The following is a 17,472-nucleotide window of genomic DNA, read 5'->3' as shown; positions in this document are numbered from 1 at the left end:
GAACTCAGTAGTGAAACGACGCATCGCCGATGGTAGTGTGGGGTTTCCCCATGTGAGAGTAGGTCATCGTCAAGCTCCTATCCCCAAACCCCCAATCCGAGCAATCGGGTTGGGGGTTTGGCTTTTGGGGCCCAGAAAACATTTATCCAGTGGCTGCTTTGCCTAGGCAATCTTGTAGTGCGTGGATATGATGCCGGCCTCATTCTGAGGCACAGATCATGTTTTCTTTGCTGCAACTTCTGAAGGACGGCCAATTCCATTCGGGGCAAGCGCTCGGTGTGCGGCTGGGCGTCTCGCGCAGTGCGATCTGGAAGCAGCTGCAGGCCCTTGAGCGACAGTTGGGGCTGGATATCCACAAGGTGCGCGGCAAGGGTTATCGCCTGGCCGATTCGTTGAACCTTCTGGATGCCGAAGAAATCGCTCCTCAGGGGAGTGTCCCTTGGGGCGTCCAGATCCGTGAAGTTATCGACTCCACGAATGCTGAGGCGCTGCGTCTACTACAGGCCGACAAGCCGGCTCCTTTTCTCGTTCTCGCTGAGCAGCAAACCGCCGGGCGTGGTCGGCGTGGGCGCCAGTGGGTAAGTCCGCTGGCCCAGAATCTCTACATGAGCCTCGTTGTAAGAATCGGCGGTGGTGCGCGTCAGCTTGAGGGGCTGAGCCTCGTGGTAGGGTTATCGGTGCTAAGTGCTTTGCGTGCCATGGGGCTGCGTGAGGCCGGCATGAAATGGCCCAACGACGTTCTCGTCGGCCGCAAGAAAGTTGCCGGAATACTCCTTGAGCTGGTCGGAGATCCCGCAGACGTGTGCCACGTTGTCATAGGCATCGGCATCAATGTGAACATGCGGGAAATGGCTGAAGGAATCGATCAGCCTTGGACTTCGGTTCGCCTAGAGCTTGGGCATGCCATCGATCGGAACTGTCTGGCCAGATCGCTAAGCGAGCGCCTTCGCGATGATCTTGCTCGTCACGAGAAGGGCGGTTTCGCAGCCTTTAGGGCTGAGTGGGAAGAGGCTCACCTATGGCAGGGGCGAGTGGTTGAGTTGGCTTCCGGTGTACAGGTGGTGCGTGGAGATGTACTGGGCATTAGTGAGACCGGCGCCTTGCGTCTTCTGGTTGACGGTAGCGAGCGCCAGTGCAGCGGCGGCGAACTGAGTTTGAGGCTGAGCGATGATTCTTGAGTTGGATTGCGGCAACAGTCTGATCAAATGGCGTGTGATTGGTGCGGAGGGTGTACGTGTCGGAGGCGGCGTCGCTAGCTCCGATGAAAGTCTGATTGGCGAACTCCGGGGCATGTCTCGTCTGTCGTTGCGCGCCTGCAGGTTGGTGAGCGTTCGTAGCGATGAGGAAACCCGGGCGTTGATGGCGCGTCTCAAAGACGAATTTTCCATCGATACCGCGTCCGTGAAGCCAGCACAGGAGTTGGCTGGTGTGCGCAATGGCTATGAAGACTATTCACGCCTTGGGCTGGATCGCTGGCTTGCAGTAGTGGGGGCCTTTCATCTGGCTGGCAAGGCCTGCCTGGTCATCGATCTCGGTACGGCCATCACCTCCGACTTTGTCGCCGCCGATGGCCAGCACCTTGGTGGTTTTATCTGCCCTGGCATGCCGTTGATGCGCAACCAGTTGAGGACCCACACCCGACGCATTCGCTATGACGACCAGCAGGCCGAGGAGGCCCTTCGTGACCTGTCTCCCGGCCGCTCCACCGTGGAAGCGGTGGAGCGCGGTTGCCTGATGATGCTGCAGGGCTTCGTCAGGGGCCAGGTGGCAATCGCTGACGAATACTGTGGCCCTGAATTCGAGGTCTTTTTGACGGGAGGGGATGCTGGTTTGATGAAGGGTGTACATCCTCACGTAAGGATCGATCCGGATCTTATCTTCATCGGCCTTGCTATCGCGTGCCCTTTGCCCTGAGAGACTCCGATGCGCTGGCTATTTCTGTTGTTGCTCATGCTCAACCTTTTTTACTACGTGTGGCACCAGCAGCAGGCGCCCCTGCGTGTAAAGGAGGTGGCTCCTCTTTCGTTATACCGCAGTGCTGAGGACAACATTCGCCTGTTGAGCGAGTCGGGAAATGTTCCAGCGATCCAGGGGCGTCCCGCTCCTGTCGCACCGGTCAGCCAGGTGGATGATGTGTGTCTCTTCCTGGGCGGTTATGCGGGAGAGGCTGATATCCGGCCGCTCGAGCAGCGGTTGAAAGGGTTGGATGTCTCGGCCCAGGTGCAGGCGCGCGATGCCGAAGGGGCCGTCGACTACTGGGTGTATCTGCCTCCACTGGCATCGCGCCAGGCGTCCTTCCGACAGTTGAAGGAATTGCAATCGAGGCATATCGACAGCTACCTGATTGGCGAAGGTGATCTGGCCGATGGTATTTCCCTGGGGATGTTTCCGCGCCAGGAGCTGGCCGACGCCCTGGTGCGGCGCCTGAACGAGGCGGGTTACGAGCCGCAGGTGCGTGAGCTGCCACGTGCCTATCGGAGCTTCTGGCTTCGGGTGGATGACTCGAGCCGGCGCCTTCTGGATGATGCCTTGCTGGCGCGGCTGTCTACCGATTTCCCCGGGATGCGTCATCAGCTAATGCCCTGCAAAGACGTTGCATCACCGCGCTAGTTTGCATAGAATGGCGCCCGCTTCGCAGGCAGGGTTTACGAAAGTCTTCTGCGGTGCGGCTGTCGATGAAGCTAAGCTCAAGTTTTTTAATGAGAAATGCTTGACAGTGGGGTGGCATATGATGAAAATGCCGCCTCCAAATTTGGAGGGATTCCCGAGCGGCCAAAGGGATCAGACTGTAAATCTGACGTCTACGACTTCGAAGGTTCGAATCCTTCTCCCTCCACCAGATTAAAGCGTGAGCTGCGGGCTCCGCGGGTATAGTTCAGTGGTAGAACCTCAGCCTTCCAAGCTGATGATGCGGGTTCGATTCCCGCTACCCGCTCCAGGTTTGTTGGTTTATGCGAAACGTTTCGCTCATGTAGCTCAGCTGGTAGAGCACACCCTTGGTAAGGGTGAGGTCAGCGGTTCGATTCCGCTCATGAGCTCCAATACTTCAAAGGCAGATATGCAAATATCTGCCTTTGTTCTAATGGGCGTGGCGTGACTTGCTCAATACTTTGATGGGAGACGGTCTCGATGGCTAAAGAAAAATTCGAACGTAACAAACCGCACGTCAACGTCGGCACCATCGGTCATGTCGACCATGGCAAGACCACGCTGACAGCTGCTCTGACCAAAGTCTGTGCTGAGACTTGGGGCGGTTCCGCGCGTAACTTCGACCAGATCGATAACGCGCCGGAAGAAAAGGCACGCGGTATCACCATCAACACCTCCCACGTTGAGTACGACTCGGCCATTCGTCACTACGCTCACGTCGACTGCCCCGGTCACGCTGACTATGTGAAGAACATGATCACCGGTGCTGCGCAGATGGACGGCGCCATCCTGGTCTGCTCGGCTGCCGACGGCCCGATGCCGCAAACCCGCGAGCACATTCTGCTGTCGCGTCAGGTTGGCGTTCCTTACATCGTCGTGTTCCTGAACAAGGCTGACATGGTCGATGACGCCGAGCTGCTCGAGCTGGTCGAAATGGAAGTGCGTGACCTGTTGTCGACCTACGACTTCCCGGGCGACGACACTCCGATCGTGATCGGCTCGGCGCTGATGGCGCTGAACGGTCAGGACGACAACGAAATGGGCGTTAGCGCCGTTCGTAAGCTGGTCGAGACCCTGGACTCCTACATTCCGGAGCCCGAGCGTGCCATCGATCGTCCGTTCCTGATGCCGATCGAAGACGTGTTCTCGATCTCCGGTCGCGGCACTGTGGTAACCGGTCGTGTCGAGCGCGGTATCGTCAAGATCCAGGAAGAAGTCGAGATCGTCGGTATTCGTGCCACGACCAAGACCACCTGTACCGGCGTTGAAATGTTCCGCAAGCTGCTCGACGAAGGTCGTGCTGGCGAGAACGTTGGCGTGCTGCTGCGCGGTACCAAGCGTGAAGACGTCGAGCGCGGCCAAGTACTGGCCAAGCCGGGCACCATCAAGCCGCACACCAAGTTCGAAGCTGAAGTGTACGTGCTGAGCAAGGAAGAAGGCGGTCGTCACACCCCGTTCTTCAAAGGCTACCGTCCGCAGTTCTACTTCCGCACTACCGACGTAACCGGTAACTGCGAACTGCCGGAAGGCGTAGAGATGGTAATGCCGGGCGACAACATCAAGATGGTTGTCACCCTGATCGCTCCGATCGCCATGGAAGACGGCCTGCGCTTCGCGATTCGCGAAGGTGGTCGTACCGTTGGCGCCGGCGTGGTTGCCAAGATCATCGAGTAATCGGTTGATCTTGGCCTGTCAGGCCGGCATAATGGTCGGCCTGATTTCGGTTACAGGCCAGTAGCTCAATTGGCAGAGCGGCGGTCTCCAAAACCGCAGGTTGGGGGTTCGATTCCCTCCTGGCCTGCCAGATTCCATGATGAGAATCTGGCACTTCTTTTTTACAGGATTCTAATAGATGAACGCCAAGGCTGAAGCCAAAGACTCCCGCTTTGACCTGCTTAAGTGGCTCGTAGTAGTCGCTCTGGTGGTTGTGGGTGTGGTCGGCAATCAGTACTTCTCGGCCGAACCGATCCTGTATCGCGTTTTAGCGCTCCTTGTCCTGGCTGCTGCTGCCGCATTCGTTGCGTTGCAGACCGCCAAGGGGCGTTCGTTTTTCGGTCTCGCCAAAGAAGCGCGTGCCGAGATTCGTAAAGTCGTCTGGCCCACCCGTCAAGAAACGACGCAGACCACGCTGATCGTAGTGGCTGTTGTCCTGGTCATGGCGTTGCTGCTTTGGGGGCTCGACTCCCTGCTGGGTTGGCTGGTTTCTCTGATTGTTGGTTAAAGGTGCGCCGTGGCTAAGCGTTGGTACGTTGTGCATGCTTATTCGGGTTACGAAAAGCATGTCATGCGCTCGCTGGTAGAGCGCGTCAAGCTGGCCGGCATGGAAGACGAGTTCGGCGAGATTCTGGTTCCCACGGAAGAAGTCGTGGAAATGCGTAACGGCCAGAAGCGCAAAAGCGAACGGAAGTTCTTCCCCGGCTATGTTCTGGTGCAAATGGACATGAACGAGGGCACTTGGCACTTGGTCAAGGATACTCCGCGTGTCATGGGCTTCATTGGCGGTACCGCCGACAAGCCTGCGCCTATCACCGATAAAGAAGCTGACGCTATCTTGCGTCGCGTTGCCGATAGCGGCGACAAGCCCAAGCCGAAGACGCTCTTCGAGCCGGGCGAAACCGTCCGCGTCACTGATGGTCCCTTCGCCGATTTCAATGGCGTGGTGGAAGAGGTCAACTACGAGAAGAGCCGGATACAAGTTGCCGTGCTCATTTTCGGTCGCTCCACTCCGGTGGAGCTGGAATTCAGCCAGGTCGAGAAAGCATAACTGGCAACTGAATCCCGTACCCCGCAGCCACAGGTTGCGGGGTTTTTTCGTCACTGGGATAAACGCGAAAGCAACCGGGGAGCCTTCGGGCGCTGGAACCCGTAACTGGAGTTACAAATGGCTAAGAAAATTACGGCTTACATCAAGCTGCAAGTGAAGGCTGCACAAGCTAACCCGTCGCCGCCGGTCGGCCCGGCCCTGGGTCAGCATGGTGTCAATATCATGGAGTTCTGCAAGGCGTTCAACGCCCGCACCCAGGGTATGGAGCCAGGTCTGCCTACTCCGGTGATCATCACCGTGTACAGCGATCGCAGCTTCACCTTTGAAACCAAAAGCACCCCGGCTTCGGTTCTGCTGAAAAAAGCAGCCGGCATCGCCAGTGGCTCGCCGCGTCCGAACAGTCAGAAGGTTGGCACCGTGACCCGCGCTCAGCTGGAAGAGATCGCCAAGACCAAGAATGCCGACCTGACTGCTGCTGACATGGATGCGGCCGTGCGTACCATCGCTGGTTCCGCTCGCAGCATGGGCCTGAACGTGGAGGGTGTGTAAATGGCTAAGCTGACCAAGCGCCAGAAGACGATTGCCGAGAAGATTGAAGCCGGCAAGCAATATGGTTTCGAAGACGCCGCCAAGCTGCTGGCCGAACTGTCGACCATCAAGTTCAAAGAGTCGGTCGATATCTCGATCAACCTCGGTGTAGACCCGCGTAAATCCGACCAGGTCGTGCGTGGCGCAACCGTGCTGCCGAACGGCACCGGCAAAAGCGTTCGCGTTGCCGTGTTCACCCAGGGTCCGGGCGCTGAAGCTGCTCTGGCCGCTGGTGCCGACCGCGTTGGCATGGACGAACTGGCTGCCGAAATGAAAGGCGGCGATCTGAACTACGACGTGGTCATCGCCTCCCCGGACGCCATGCGCGTCGTCGGTCAGCTGGGTCAGATCCTCGGCCCGCGCGGCCTGATGCCCAACCCGAAAGTCGGTACCGTGACTCCGGACGTGGCCACTGCCGTGCGTAATGCCAAGGCTGGTCAGGTGCGTTTCCGTACCGACAAGAACGGCATCATCCACGCCTCCGTCGGCAAGATCGATTTCGAACCGGTCAAGCTGAAGCAGAACGTGGAAGCCCTGCTCTCCGATCTCAAGCGTCTGAAGCCGTCGACCTCGAAAGGCATCTATGTGCAGCGCGTGACCCTGAGCAGCACCATGGGTCCTGGTCTGCAGATCGATCAGGCTTCGCTGGACGCATAAGCATTCAAGTCGGGCGGTGGTTCGCCGTCGCTCGCAACTATTGGGGTCCCTGCCTGGCGGGGGCTATCCAAGACCGTAGGTGGCGCAAGCCTTAAAAAAGGATTTCCAAGCCTACGCAGATGGTGCTCCCGATTCATACCGAATCAGACACCAAACGTCGTCCGGCCTCGGTCGGACCAACGGTAATATCCAGGAGTAAACCCGTGGCAATTAAGCTCGAAGACAAGAAGGCCATAGTCGCTGAAGTCAACGAAGCTGCCAAAGCTGCTCTGTCCGCTGTCGTGGCTGATGCCCGTGGCGTGACCGTCGGCGCAATGACCGGACTCCGTAAAGAGGCCCGCGAAGCTGGTGTGTACGTGAAAGTCGTACGTAACACCCTGCTGCGCCGCGCCGTTGAAGGCACTCAGTACGACGTGCTCAACGACGTGTTCAAAGGCCCGACCCTGATCGCTTTTTCCAACGAACATCCGGGCGCTGCTGCTCGCCTGTTCAAGGAATTCGCCAAGGGTCAGGACAAGTTCGAGATCAAGGCAGCTGCGTTCGAGGGCCAGTTCCTTTCGGCCGCTCAGATCGACGTACTGGCAACCCTGCCGACCTACAACGAAGCCATTTCCCAGCTGATGAGCGTGATCCAAGGCGCTACCAGCAAACTGGCTCGTACGCTGGCGGCTGTTCGCGACCAGAAAGAATCCGCCGCCGCCTAAGGCTGCGCAGGTCTCTTTCTAGCTCAATCAAATTAGATGGCCTCGAAGGCTGTCACCCAATACAGGAATTAGAGTCATGGCTCTGTCTAACGAAGACATCATCGAAGCAATCGGCCAGAAAACCGTTCTGGAAGTCGTCGAGCTGATCAAGGCGATGGAAGAGAAGTTCGGTGTTACCGCCGCTGCAGCTGCTGCTGCCGGGCCGGCTGCTGCTGCTGCCGTTGTCGAAGAGCAAACCGAATTCACCATCATGCTGACCGAAACCGGCGACAAGAAAGTGAACGTCATCAAAGTCGTTCGCGAACTGACCGGTCTGGGTCTGAAAGAAGCCAAGGCAGTGGTTGACGGCGCCCCGGGCGTTGTCAAGGAAGGCGCTTCGAAAGAAGAAGCCGAAGCCGCCAAGAAGGCTCTGGAAGAAGCTGGCGCCAAAGTCGAGCTCAAGTAAGCGACGACCTTGCGTCTACAGCCCGAGCGACTCGCGTAAGGCTGATGGCTGGTGGCAAATGCCACCGGCCTTTTTCCGTTATAGGCAGCGTCTCGCGGTTGCTGCCTATGACGACCCACCTTCGGGGTGGAGCAAACCTGGGGTTTGCAAGAGTTTCTGGCTACTCCCGCCGGGAGAAGCCAAACAAGCAGGTGACCAAGCTGGGGAACGCTGATGGCTTACTCATACACTGAGAAAAAACGTATCCGCAAGGACTTTAGCAAGTTGCCGGACGTCATGGATGTGCCTTACCTCCTGGCAATCCAACTGGATTCATATCGCGAGTTCCTGCAGGCGGGAGCGACCAAGGATCAGTTCCGCGACATCGGCCTGCATGCGGCCTTCAAGTCCGTTTTCCCGATCATCAGCTATTCCGGCAACGCCGCGCTGGAATACGTCGGTTATCGCCTGGGCGAGCCGGCTTTCGACGTCAAGGAATGCGTCCTGCGCGGCGTAACGTTCGCCGTGCCGCTGCGCGTGAAAGTGCGCCTGATCATTTTCGATAAAGAATCGTCGAACAAAGCGATCAAGGACATCAAGGAGCAGGAAGTCTACATGGGGGAAATCCCCCTGATGACCGAGAACGGTACCTTCATCATCAATGGTACCGAGCGCGTCATCGTCTCCCAGCTGCACCGCTCGCCAGGCGTGTTCTTCGACCACGACCGCGGCAAGACGCACAGCTCGGGCAAACTGCTCTATTCGGCTCGAATCATTCCTTACCGTGGTTCCTGGCTGGACTTCGAGTTCGACCCGAAAGACGCCGTCTTTGTTCGTATCGACCGTCGCCGCAAACTGCCGGCGTCCGTGCTGCTTCGCGCGCTGGGTTACTCGACCGAAGAAGTTCTGGACGCGTTCTACGACACCAACCTGTTCCACGTGAAGGGCGAGAACCTCAGCCTGGAACTGGTGCCGCAGCGTCTGCGTGGCGAAATCGCCGCCTTCGACATCAAGGATGACAAGGGCAAGGTCATCGTCGAGCAGGGCCGCCGGATCACCGCGCGCCACATCAACCAGATCGACAAGGCCGGCCTGAAAGAGCTGGAAGTGCCGCTGGAATACGTCCTCGGTCGCACCACTGCGAAGGCCATCGTGCACCCGGCCACCGGCGAAATCATCGCCGAGTGCAACACCGAGCTGACCACCGACCTGCTGGCGAAGATCGCCAAGGCCCAGGTCGTGCGCATCGAGACGCTGTACACCAACGACATCGATTGCGGTCCGTTCATCTCCGACACGCTGAAGATCGACTCCACCGGCAACCAGCTGGAAGCCCTGGTCGAGATCTACCGCATGATGCGTCCCGGCGAGCCGCCGACCAAGGATGCTGCCGAGACGCTGTTCAACAACCTGTTCTTCAGCGCCGAGCGTTACGACCTGTCCGCTGTGGGCCGGATGAAGTTCAACCGTCGTATCGGTCGTACCGAGATCGAAGGTTCTGGCGTACTGAGCAAGGAAGATATCGTCGCCGTGCTCAAGACCCTGGTCGACATCCGCAACGGCAAGGGCATCGTCGATGACATCGACCACCTCGGTAACCGTCGCGTCCGTTGCGTCGGCGAGATGGCCGAGAACCAGTTCCGCGTTGGCCTTGTGCGCGTAGAGCGTGCGGTCAAGGAACGTCTGTCGATGGCCGAAAGCGAAGGCCTGATGCCGCAGGACCTGATCAACGCCAAGCCGGTTGCGGCGGCGGTGAAGGAGTTCTTCGGTTCCAGCCAGCTCTCGCAGTTCATGGACCAGAACAACCCGCTCTCCGAGATCACCCACAAGCGCCGCGTCTCCGCACTCGGCCCGGGCGGTCTGACCCGTGAGCGCGCCGGCTTCGAAGTCCGCGACGTACACCCGACCCATTATGGCCGCGTGTGCCCGATCGAGACGCCGGAAGGTCCGAACATCGGTCTGATCAACTCCCTGGCGGCCTATGCCCGCACCAACCAATACGGCTTCCTGGAAAGCCCGTACCGCGTTGTGAAGGACGGCGAAGTCAGCGACGAGATCGTGTTCCTCTCGGCCATCGAAGAAGCCGATCACGTGATCGCCCAGGCCAGCGCCAAGCTGGAAGGCCGTCGTCTGGTCGACGAACTGGTTACCGTGCGCCACCTGAACGAGTTCACCGTCAAGGCGCCGGAAGACGTGACGCTGATGGACGTATCGCCGAAGCAGGTGGTTTCCGTCGCCGCATCGTTGATTCCGTTCCTCGAGCACGATGACGCCAACCGCGCACTCATGGGCTCGAACATGCAGCGTCAGGCCGTGCCGACCCTGCGTGCCGACAAGCCTCTGGTGGGTACCGGGATGGAGCGCAACGTGGCGCGCGATTCCGGCGTCTGCGTCGTGGCCCGTCGTGGCGGCGTGATCGACTCCGTCGACGCCAGCCGTATCGTGGTGCGTGTGCATGACGACGAAGTCGAGACCGGCGAGGCTGGCGTCGACATCTACAACCTGACCAAGTACACCCGTTCCAACCAGAACACCTGCATCAACCAGCGTCCGCTGGTGAGCAAGGGTGACAAGGTTTCGCGCAGCGACATCCTCGCCGACGGTCCGTCCACCGACATGGGTGAACTGGCGCTCGGACAGAACATGCGCGTCGCGTTCATGCCGTGGAACGGCTTCAACTTCGAGGACTCCATCTGCCTCTCCGAGCGTGTGGTCCAGGAAGATCGCTTCACCACCATCCACATCCAGGAACTGACCTGTGTGGCGCGTGACACGAAGCTCGGCCCAGAGGAAATCACCGCTGACATCCCGAACGTGGGTGAAGCAGCGCTGAACAAGCTGGACGAAGCGGGCATCGTTTACGTGGGTGCCGAGGTCGGCGCCGGCGACATCCTGGTCGGCAAGGTCACTCCGAAAGGCGAGACCCAGCTGACTCCGGAAGAAAAGCTGCTGCGCGCGATCTTTGGTGAGAAGGCCTCCGACGTCAAAGACACCTCGCTGCGCGTGCCGACAGGCACCAAGGGCACCGTCATCGACGTTCAGGTCTTCACCCGTGATGGCGTCGAGCGCGACAGCCGTGCGCTGTCCATCGAGAAAATGCAGCTCGACGAGATCCGCAAGGACCTCAACGAGGAGTTCCGCATCGTCGAAGGCGCCACCTTCGAGCGCCTGCGTTCCGCTCTGGTCGGTGCTAAAGCCGAAGGCGGCGCGGGCCTGAAGAAAGGCGCCGAGATCACCGACGAGTTCCTCGACGGTCTCGAGCGTGGTCAGTGGTTCAAACTGCGCATGGCCGAAGACGCGCTCAACGAGCAGTTGGAGAAGGCTCAGGCCTACATCTCCGACCGCCGTCTGCTGCTCGACGACAAGTTCGAAGACAAGAAGCGCAAGCTGCAGCAGGGCGACGACCTCGCTCCGGGCGTGCTGAAGATCGTCAAGGTCTACCTCGCCATCAAGCGCCGCATCCAGCCGGGCGACAAGATGGCCGGCCGTCATGGTAACAAGGGTGTGGTCTCGGTGATCATGCCGGTCGAAGACATGCCGCACGATGCCAATGGCACTCCGGTCGACATCGTCCTCAACCCGTTGGGCGTGCCGTCGCGTATGAACGTCGGCCAGATCCTCGAAACCCACCTGGGGCTCGCGGCCAAGGGGCTGGGCGAGAAGATCAACCGCATGCTTGAAGAGCAGCGCAAGGTCGCCGAGCTGCGCAAGTTCCTGCACGAGATCTACAACGAGATCGGCGGGCGTCAGGAGAATCTCGACGAACTCGGCGACAACGAGATCCTTGAGCTGGCGAAGAACCTGCGCGGCGGCGTGCCGATGGCAACGCCGGTATTCGACGGTGCCAAGGAGCGTGAGATCAAGGCCATGCTGAAGCTGGCCGATCTGCCGGAAAGCGGCCAGATGCGCCTGATCGACGGCCGTACCGGCAACCAGTTCGAGCGCCCGACCACCGTCGGCTACATGTACATGCTCAAGCTGAACCACCTGGTGGACGACAAGATGCACGCGCGTTCCACCGGTTCCTACAGCCTCGTCACCCAGCAACCGCTGGGCGGCAAGGCGCAGTTCGGCGGTCAGCGTTTCGGGGAGATGGAGGTCTGGGCACTGGAAGCCTATGGCGCCGCCTACACCCTGCAGGAAATGCTCACCGTCAAGTCGGACGACGTGAACGGCCGGACCAAGATGTACAAGAACATCGTGGACGGCGATCACCGCATGGAGCCCGGCATGCCGGAGTCCTTCAACGTGCTGATCAAAGAGATCCGTTCGCTGGGTATCGACATCGAACTGGAAACCGAATAACACGCGACGCGCATCGGGAGTGGGGCGGCATAGCCCGCTCCCTGCTCCGTGAGGAGGAAAGGCCTTGAAAGACTTGCTGAATCTGTTGAAAAACCAGGGTCAGGTCGAAGAGTTCGATGCGATCCGTATCGGTCTGGCTTCGCCCGAGATGATCCGTTCGTGGTCCTTCGGTGAAGTTAAGAAGCCGGAGACCATCAACTACCGTACCTTCAAGCCCGAACGTGACGGTCTGTTCTGCGCCAAGATCTTTGGCCCGGTCAAGGACTACGAGTGCCTGTGCGGTAAGTACAAGCGCCTCAAGCACCGCGGCGTGATCTGCGAGAAGTGCGGCGTCGAAGTCGCGCTGGCCAAGGTTCGTCGTGAGCGCATGGCGCACATCGAACTCGCGTCGCCGGTCGCCCACATCTGGTTCCTGAAGTCGCTTCCGAGCCGTATCGGCCTGCTGCTGGACATGACTCTGCGTGACATCGAGCGTGTGCTCTATTTCGAGAGCTACGTGGTGATCGATCCGGGCATGACTACCCTCGAGAAGGGTCAGCTGCTGAACGACGAACAGTACTTCGAAGCCCTCGAAGAGCACGGTGACGAGTTCGACGCGCGCATGGGCGCCGAAGCTGTTCGCGAGCTGCTCAACGCGATCGACCTGGAGCACGAGATCGGCCGCCTGCGCGAAGAGATTCCGCAGACCAACTCGGAAACCAAGATCAAGAAGCTGTCCAAGCGCCTCAAGCTGATGGAAGCCTTCCATGGCTCGGGCAACCTGCCTGAGTGGATGGTGCTAACCGTTCTGCCGGTGCTGCCGCCGGACCTGCGTCCGCTGGTTCCGCTGGACGGCGGTCGCTTCGCGACCTCCGACCTCAACGACCTGTATCGTCGGGTGATCAACCGGAACAACCGCCTGAAGCGCCTGCTCGACCTGTCCGCTCCGGACATCATCGTGCGCAACGAAAAGCGCATGCTGCAGGAGGCGGTCGACGCCCTGCTCGACAACGGTCGTCGCGGTCGCGCCATCACCGGCTCGAACAAGCGTCCGTTGAAATCCCTGGCCGACATGATCAAGGGTAAGCAAGGTCGTTTCCGTCAGAACCTGCTCGGCAAGCGCGTCGACTACTCGGGTCGTTCGGTTATCACCGTGGGCCCGACCCTGCGCCTGCACCAGTGCGGTCTTCCGAAGAAGATGGCCCTGGAGCTGTTCAAGCCGTTCATCTTCGGCAAGCTGGAAATGCGTGGCCTGGCCACGACCATCAAAGCCGCCAAGAAGATGGTCGAGCGCGAACTGCCAGAGGTGTGGGACGTTCTCGCCGAAGTGATTCGCGAACACCCCGTGCTGCTCAACCGTGCGCCGACGCTTCACCGTCTGGGTATCCAGGCGTTCGAACCGGTTCTGATCGAAGGTAAAGCCATCCAGCTGCACCCGCTGGTCTGCGCCGCGTACAACGCCGACTTCGACGGTGACCAGATGGCCGTCCACGTACCGCTGACGCTGGAAGCCCAGCTCGAAGCGCGTGCGCTGATGATGTCGACCAACAACATCCTCTCGCCCGCCAACGGTGAGCCGATCATCGTGCCGTCGCAGGACGTGGTTCTGGGTCTGTACTACATGACCCGTGAAGCGGTGAACGCCAAGGGCGAAGGTCGTGTGTTCGCCGACCTGCAGGAAGTCGACCGCGTATTCCGCGCCGGCGAAGCGTCCCTGCACGCCCGCGTGAAAGTGCGCATCAACGAGACCGTCAAGCAGAAGGACGGCAGCCTGGTCAAGAACACCCGCATCGTCGACACCACCGTCGGCCGCGCGCTGCTGTTCCAGGTGGTCCCGGCCGGCCTGTCGTATGACGTGGTCAACCAGCCGATGAAGAAGAAGGCGATCTCCAAGCTGATCAACCTGTGCTACCGCACGGTCGGCCTGAAAGACACCGTCATCTTCGCCGACCAGCTGATGTATACCGGCTTCGCCTACTCGACCATCTCCGGTGTGTCGATCGGCGTGAACGACTTCGTCATTCCCGACGAGAAGGCCCGCATCATCGACGCCGCCACCGAGGAAGTGAAGGAAATCGAATCGCAGTACGCCTCCGGCCTGGTAACCCAGGGCGAGAAGTACAACAAGGTGATCGACCTTTGGTCCAAGGCGAACGACGAAGTCTCCAAGGCGATGATGGCCAACCTCTCGAAAGAGAAGGTCATCGACCGCAAGGGCGACGAAGTCGAGCAGGAGTCCTTCAACTCCATGTACATGATGGCTGACTCCGGTGCCCGGGGTTCGGCAGCTCAGATCCGTCAGCTGGCCGGTATGCGTGGTCTGATGGCCAAGCCGGACGGCTCGATCATCGAGACGCCGATCACCGCGAACTTCCGTGAAGGCCTGAACGTACTCCAGTACTTCATCTCCACTCACGGTGCTCGTAAAGGTCTGGCGGATACCGCGCTGAAAACCGCGAACTCCGGTTACCTGACCCGTCGCCTGGTCGACGTGGCGCAGGACCTGGTGGTTACCGAGGTCGATTGCGGTACCGAACACGGTCTGCTGATGACCCCCCACATCGAAGGCGGCGACGTCGTCGAACCGCTCGGCGAGCGCGTGCTGGGTCGTGTGATCGCGCGTGACGTATTCCGTCCGGGCAGCGATGAAGTCATCGTTCCCGGCGGTACGCTGGTGGACGAGAAGTGGGTCGAGTTCATCGAACTGAACAGCATCGACGAAGTGATCGTGCGTTCGCCGATCACCTGCGAAACCCGGCACGGCATCTGCGCCAAGTGCTACGGCCGCGATCTGGCCCGCGGGCATCAGGTCAACATCGGTGAAGCGGTCGGCGTCATCGCCGCCCAGTCCATCGGTGAGCCGGGTACCCAGCTGACCATGCGTACGTTCCACATCGGTGGTGCGGCGAGCCGGACTTCGGCGGCCGACAGCGTCCAGGTCAAGAACGGCGGGATCATCCGCCTGCACAACCTGAAGCACGTCGAGCGCGTGGACGGCAACCTGGTTGCGGTGTCGCGCTCCGGCGAACTGGCGATCGCGGACGACTTCGGTCGCGAGCGCGAGCGCTACAAGCTGCCGTACGGCGCGGTCATTTCCGTCAAGGAAGGTGACAAGGTCGAAGCGGGCGCCATCGTTGCCAAGTGGGATCCGCACACCCACCCGATCGTGACCGAGATGAAGGGTATCGTGACCTTCGTCGGCATGGAGGAAGGCATCACTATCAAGCGTCAGACCGACGAACTGACCGGCCTGACCAACATCGAAGTGCTGGATCCGAAAGATCGTCCGGCCTCGGGCAAGGACATCCGTCCTGCCGTGAAGATGGTCGACGCCAATGGCAAGGAACTGCTGCTGCCGGGTACCGACGTACCGGCTCAGTACTTCCTGCCGGCGAACGCCCTGGTCGGCGTGGCCGACGGCGTGGAAGTGGGTGTGGGTGACGTCATCGCACGTATCCCGCAGGAAACCTCCAAGACCCGTGACATCACCGGTGGTCTGCCGCGCGTCGCCGACCTGTTCGAGGCGCGTCGTCCGAAAGAGGCTTCGATCCTGGCTGAAATCAGCGGGACCATCTCCTTCGGCAAGGAAACCAAGGGCAAGCGTCGCCTGGTCATCACGCCTACCGACGGCAGCGATCCTTACGAGGAGCTGATTCCGAAGTGGCGCCACCTGAACGTCTTCGAAGGCGAGCAGGTGAACAAGGGCGAAGTCATCTCCGACGGTCCGAGCGATCCGCACGACATCCTGCGTCTGCTGGGTGTCAGCGCGCTGGCCAAGTACATCGTCAACGAGATCCAGGACGTGTACCGCCTGCAGGGCGTGAAGATCAACGACAAGCACATCGAGACCATCCTGCGGCAGATGCTGCGCAAGGTGGAGATTGCCGAGTCCGGCGACTCCAGCTTCATCAAGGGCGACCAGATGGAACTGACCGGCGTACTGGGCGAGAACGAGCGTCTGGCCGCGGAAGACAAGTTCGCCGCCAAGTTCACCCGCGTGCTGCTGGGTATCACCAAGGCGTCGCTGTCCACCGAGTCGTTCATCTCGGCGGCATCTTTCCAAGAGACCACCCGCGTTCTTACCGAAGCGGCGGTCACCGGCAAGCGCGACTACCTGCGTGGCCTGAAGGAGAACGTGGTGGTCGGTCGTCTGATCCCGGCCGGTACCGGTCTGGCCTACCACAGCGAGCGCAAGCGTCGTCGTGAAGCCGACAAGCCGGTTCGCGTCAGCGCCAGCGAAGTGGAAGCAGCGCTGACCGAAGCGCTGAACTCCAGCGGTAATTGAGAGCGATGCCCGGGCGCAGGTTGGCCCGGGCTTTGCCTTGACGGGGAGCGTGCGTCTCTTTAGACTCATGCACCCCTAAATTTGGCAGGGCACGTGCTCTGCCATTTTGCTTTTCTTAGGGTAATAGCGTCGAAAGACAACAGTGGAGCTTATAGATGGCAACGATCAACCAGCTGGTACGTCAGCCGCGCAAGCGCATCGTCGAGAAATCCGACGTGCCCGCGCTGCAGAACTGCCCGCAACGCCGTGGCGTGTGCACCCGCGTGTACACCACCACGCCGAAGAAACCGAACTCGGCACTGCGTAAAGTCTGCCGCGTACGTTTGACCAACGGCTTCGAAGTCACCTCCTACATCGGCGGTGAAGGCCACAACCTGCAAGAGCACAGCGTGGTGCTGATCCGCGGCGGTCGTGTAAAAGACCTTCCCGGTGTGCGTTACCACACTGTTCGCGGCTCGCTCGACACCACCGGTGTCAAGGGTCGTAACCAGGGTCGTTCGAAGTACGGCACCAAGCGTCCGAAGTAATCCGTTTCATCCTATTTATTTGAGTCGATAAGAGTAAGGTCGGGCGTAACCAGAGCGTTATTGTTCCGAGCTACCTGAAGACCGTTTGAGGGCTTATCAATGCCAAGACGTCGTGTAGCAGCCAAGCGCGAGATCCTTGACGATCCGAAATACGGAAGTCTGATTCTCGCCAAATTCATGAACCACGTGATGGAAAGCGGCAAGAAGGCCGTGGCCGAGCGCATCGTTTACGGTGCTCTGGACAAGGTCAAAGAGCGCAAGAACGCTGACCCCCTGGAACTCTTCGAGAAAGCTCTCGACGCCATCGCTCCGCTGGTCGAAGTGAAGTCCCGCCGTGTAGGCGGTGCGACTTACCAGGTTCCGGTCGAAGTTCGTCCGTCCCGTCGTAATGCGCTGGCCATGCGCTGGCTGGTTGACTCGGCGCGCAAGCGCGGCGAGAAGTCCATGGCTCTGCGTCTCGCTGGCGAGCTGCTGGACGCCTCGGAAGGCAAAGGCGCTGCTGTGAAGAAGCGTGAAGACGTGCATCGGATGGCTGAAGCTAACAAAGCGTTCTCGCACTACCGTTTCTAAGTCCTGCACCCACTAACTTT

At 59.9% G+C, this 17,472-nt stretch carries 14 protein-coding genes and 4 tRNA genes; all 18 read left to right on the top strand.

Annotated features, from left to right (window positions below; genetic code table 11):
* Positions 1-218: 218 nt before the first annotated feature.
* Complete coding sequence (gene birA / locus QMX85_RS16805) at positions 219-1,178, top strand: bifunctional biotin--[acetyl-CoA-carboxylase] ligase/biotin operon repressor BirA (RefSeq protein ID WP_282342687.1); 960 nt, start codon at positions 219-221, stop codon at positions 1,176-1,178.
* A complete protein-coding gene (locus QMX85_RS16800) occupies positions 1,168-1,914 on the top strand; it encodes a pantothenate kinase (RefSeq protein ID WP_282342686.1) in 747 nt (248 codons plus the stop codon). Before birA ends, QMX85_RS16800 begins: the two co-directional genes overlap by 11 nt.
* 9 nt (positions 1,915-1,923) lie before the next feature.
* Positions 1,924-2,610: an SPOR domain-containing protein gene (locus QMX85_RS16795; RefSeq protein WP_282342683.1), complete on the top strand. Its 687-nt coding sequence runs from the start codon at positions 1,924-1,926 to the stop codon at positions 2,608-2,610.
* A 144-nt stretch (positions 2,611-2,754) separates the two neighbouring features.
* Positions 2,755-2,839, top strand: a tRNA-Tyr gene (locus QMX85_RS16790).
* Positions 2,840-2,864: 25 nt separating this feature from the next.
* Positions 2,865-2,938 (top strand) — tRNA-Gly (locus QMX85_RS16785).
* A gap of 27 nt (positions 2,939-2,965) precedes the next feature.
* Positions 2,966-3,041: transfer RNA gene (locus tag QMX85_RS16780), tRNA-Thr, on the top strand.
* Positions 3,042-3,129: 88 nt separating this feature from the next.
* Positions 3,130-4,323 carry an elongation factor Tu gene (gene tuf / locus QMX85_RS16775; protein WP_282342670.1) on the top strand — a complete coding sequence of 398 codons (1,194 nt, stop codon included), beginning with the start codon at positions 3,130-3,132 and terminating at the stop codon, positions 4,321-4,323.
* Between the two features lie 54 nt (positions 4,324-4,377).
* Positions 4,378-4,453: transfer RNA gene (locus QMX85_RS16770), tRNA-Trp, on the top strand.
* Positions 4,454-4,501: 48 nt separating this feature from the next.
* Entirely contained in the window at positions 4,502-4,870 is a 369-nt protein-coding gene (gene secE, locus QMX85_RS16765) for a preprotein translocase subunit SecE (protein ID WP_282342681.1), read from the top strand.
* 9 nt (positions 4,871-4,879) lie between these two features.
* Positions 4,880-5,413 carry a transcription termination/antitermination protein NusG gene (gene nusG, locus QMX85_RS16760; protein ID WP_282342680.1) on the top strand — a complete coding sequence of 178 codons (534 nt, stop codon included), beginning with the start codon at positions 4,880-4,882 and terminating at the stop codon, positions 5,411-5,413.
* Between the two features lie 117 nt (positions 5,414-5,530).
* Positions 5,531-5,962, top strand: coding sequence for a 50S ribosomal protein L11 (rplK, locus tag QMX85_RS16755; protein WP_090231801.1), 432 nt, complete (start codon positions 5,531-5,533; stop codon positions 5,960-5,962).
* Positions 5,963-6,658 carry a 50S ribosomal protein L1 gene (gene rplA / locus QMX85_RS16750; RefSeq protein WP_273235085.1) on the top strand — a complete coding sequence of 232 codons (696 nt, stop codon included), beginning with the start codon at positions 5,963-5,965 and terminating at the stop codon, positions 6,656-6,658. It abuts the gene before it with no gap.
* Positions 6,659-6,861: 203 nt separating this feature from the next.
* On the top strand, positions 6,862-7,362 hold the full coding sequence (gene rplJ / locus QMX85_RS16745) for a 50S ribosomal protein L10 (RefSeq protein ID WP_090231803.1): 501 nt from the start codon (positions 6,862-6,864) through the stop codon (positions 7,360-7,362).
* A 76-nt stretch (positions 7,363-7,438) separates the two neighbouring features.
* Positions 7,439-7,807, top strand: a complete 369-nt coding sequence (rplL, locus tag QMX85_RS16740; protein ID WP_090231804.1) for a 50S ribosomal protein L7/L12 — start codon at positions 7,439-7,441, stop codon at positions 7,805-7,807.
* A 213-nt stretch (positions 7,808-8,020) separates the two neighbouring features.
* Positions 8,021-12,091 (top strand): DNA-directed RNA polymerase subunit beta, encoded by a 4,071-nt coding sequence (rpoB, locus tag QMX85_RS16735; protein ID WP_282342676.1) that lies wholly within the window; start codon positions 8,021-8,023, stop codon positions 12,089-12,091.
* 64 nt (positions 12,092-12,155) lie between these two features.
* Positions 12,156-16,355 (top strand): DNA-directed RNA polymerase subunit beta', encoded by a 4,200-nt coding sequence (gene rpoC / locus QMX85_RS16730; protein ID WP_090231806.1) that lies wholly within the window; start codon positions 12,156-12,158, stop codon positions 16,353-16,355.
* A 155-nt stretch (positions 16,356-16,510) separates the two neighbouring features.
* Positions 16,511-16,882 carry a 30S ribosomal protein S12 gene (rpsL, locus tag QMX85_RS16725; RefSeq protein WP_090231807.1) on the top strand — a complete coding sequence of 124 codons (372 nt, stop codon included), beginning with the start codon at positions 16,511-16,513 and terminating at the stop codon, positions 16,880-16,882.
* Between the two features lie 99 nt (positions 16,883-16,981).
* Complete coding sequence (rpsG, locus tag QMX85_RS16720; protein ID WP_090231808.1) at positions 16,982-17,452, top strand: 30S ribosomal protein S7; 471 nt, start codon at positions 16,982-16,984, stop codon at positions 17,450-17,452.
* Positions 17,453-17,472 lie beyond the last annotated feature (20 nt).

The sequence above is a fragment of the Pseudomonas sp. PS02288 genome, from assembly GCF_029959715.1.
Classification (GTDB): Bacteria; Pseudomonadota; Gammaproteobacteria; order Pseudomonadales; family Pseudomonadaceae; genus Pseudomonas_O; species Pseudomonas_O kuykendallii.
The sequence above is the reverse complement of the archived record's forward strand: the minus strand, read 5'-3'. Positions and strand labels throughout refer to the sequence as shown.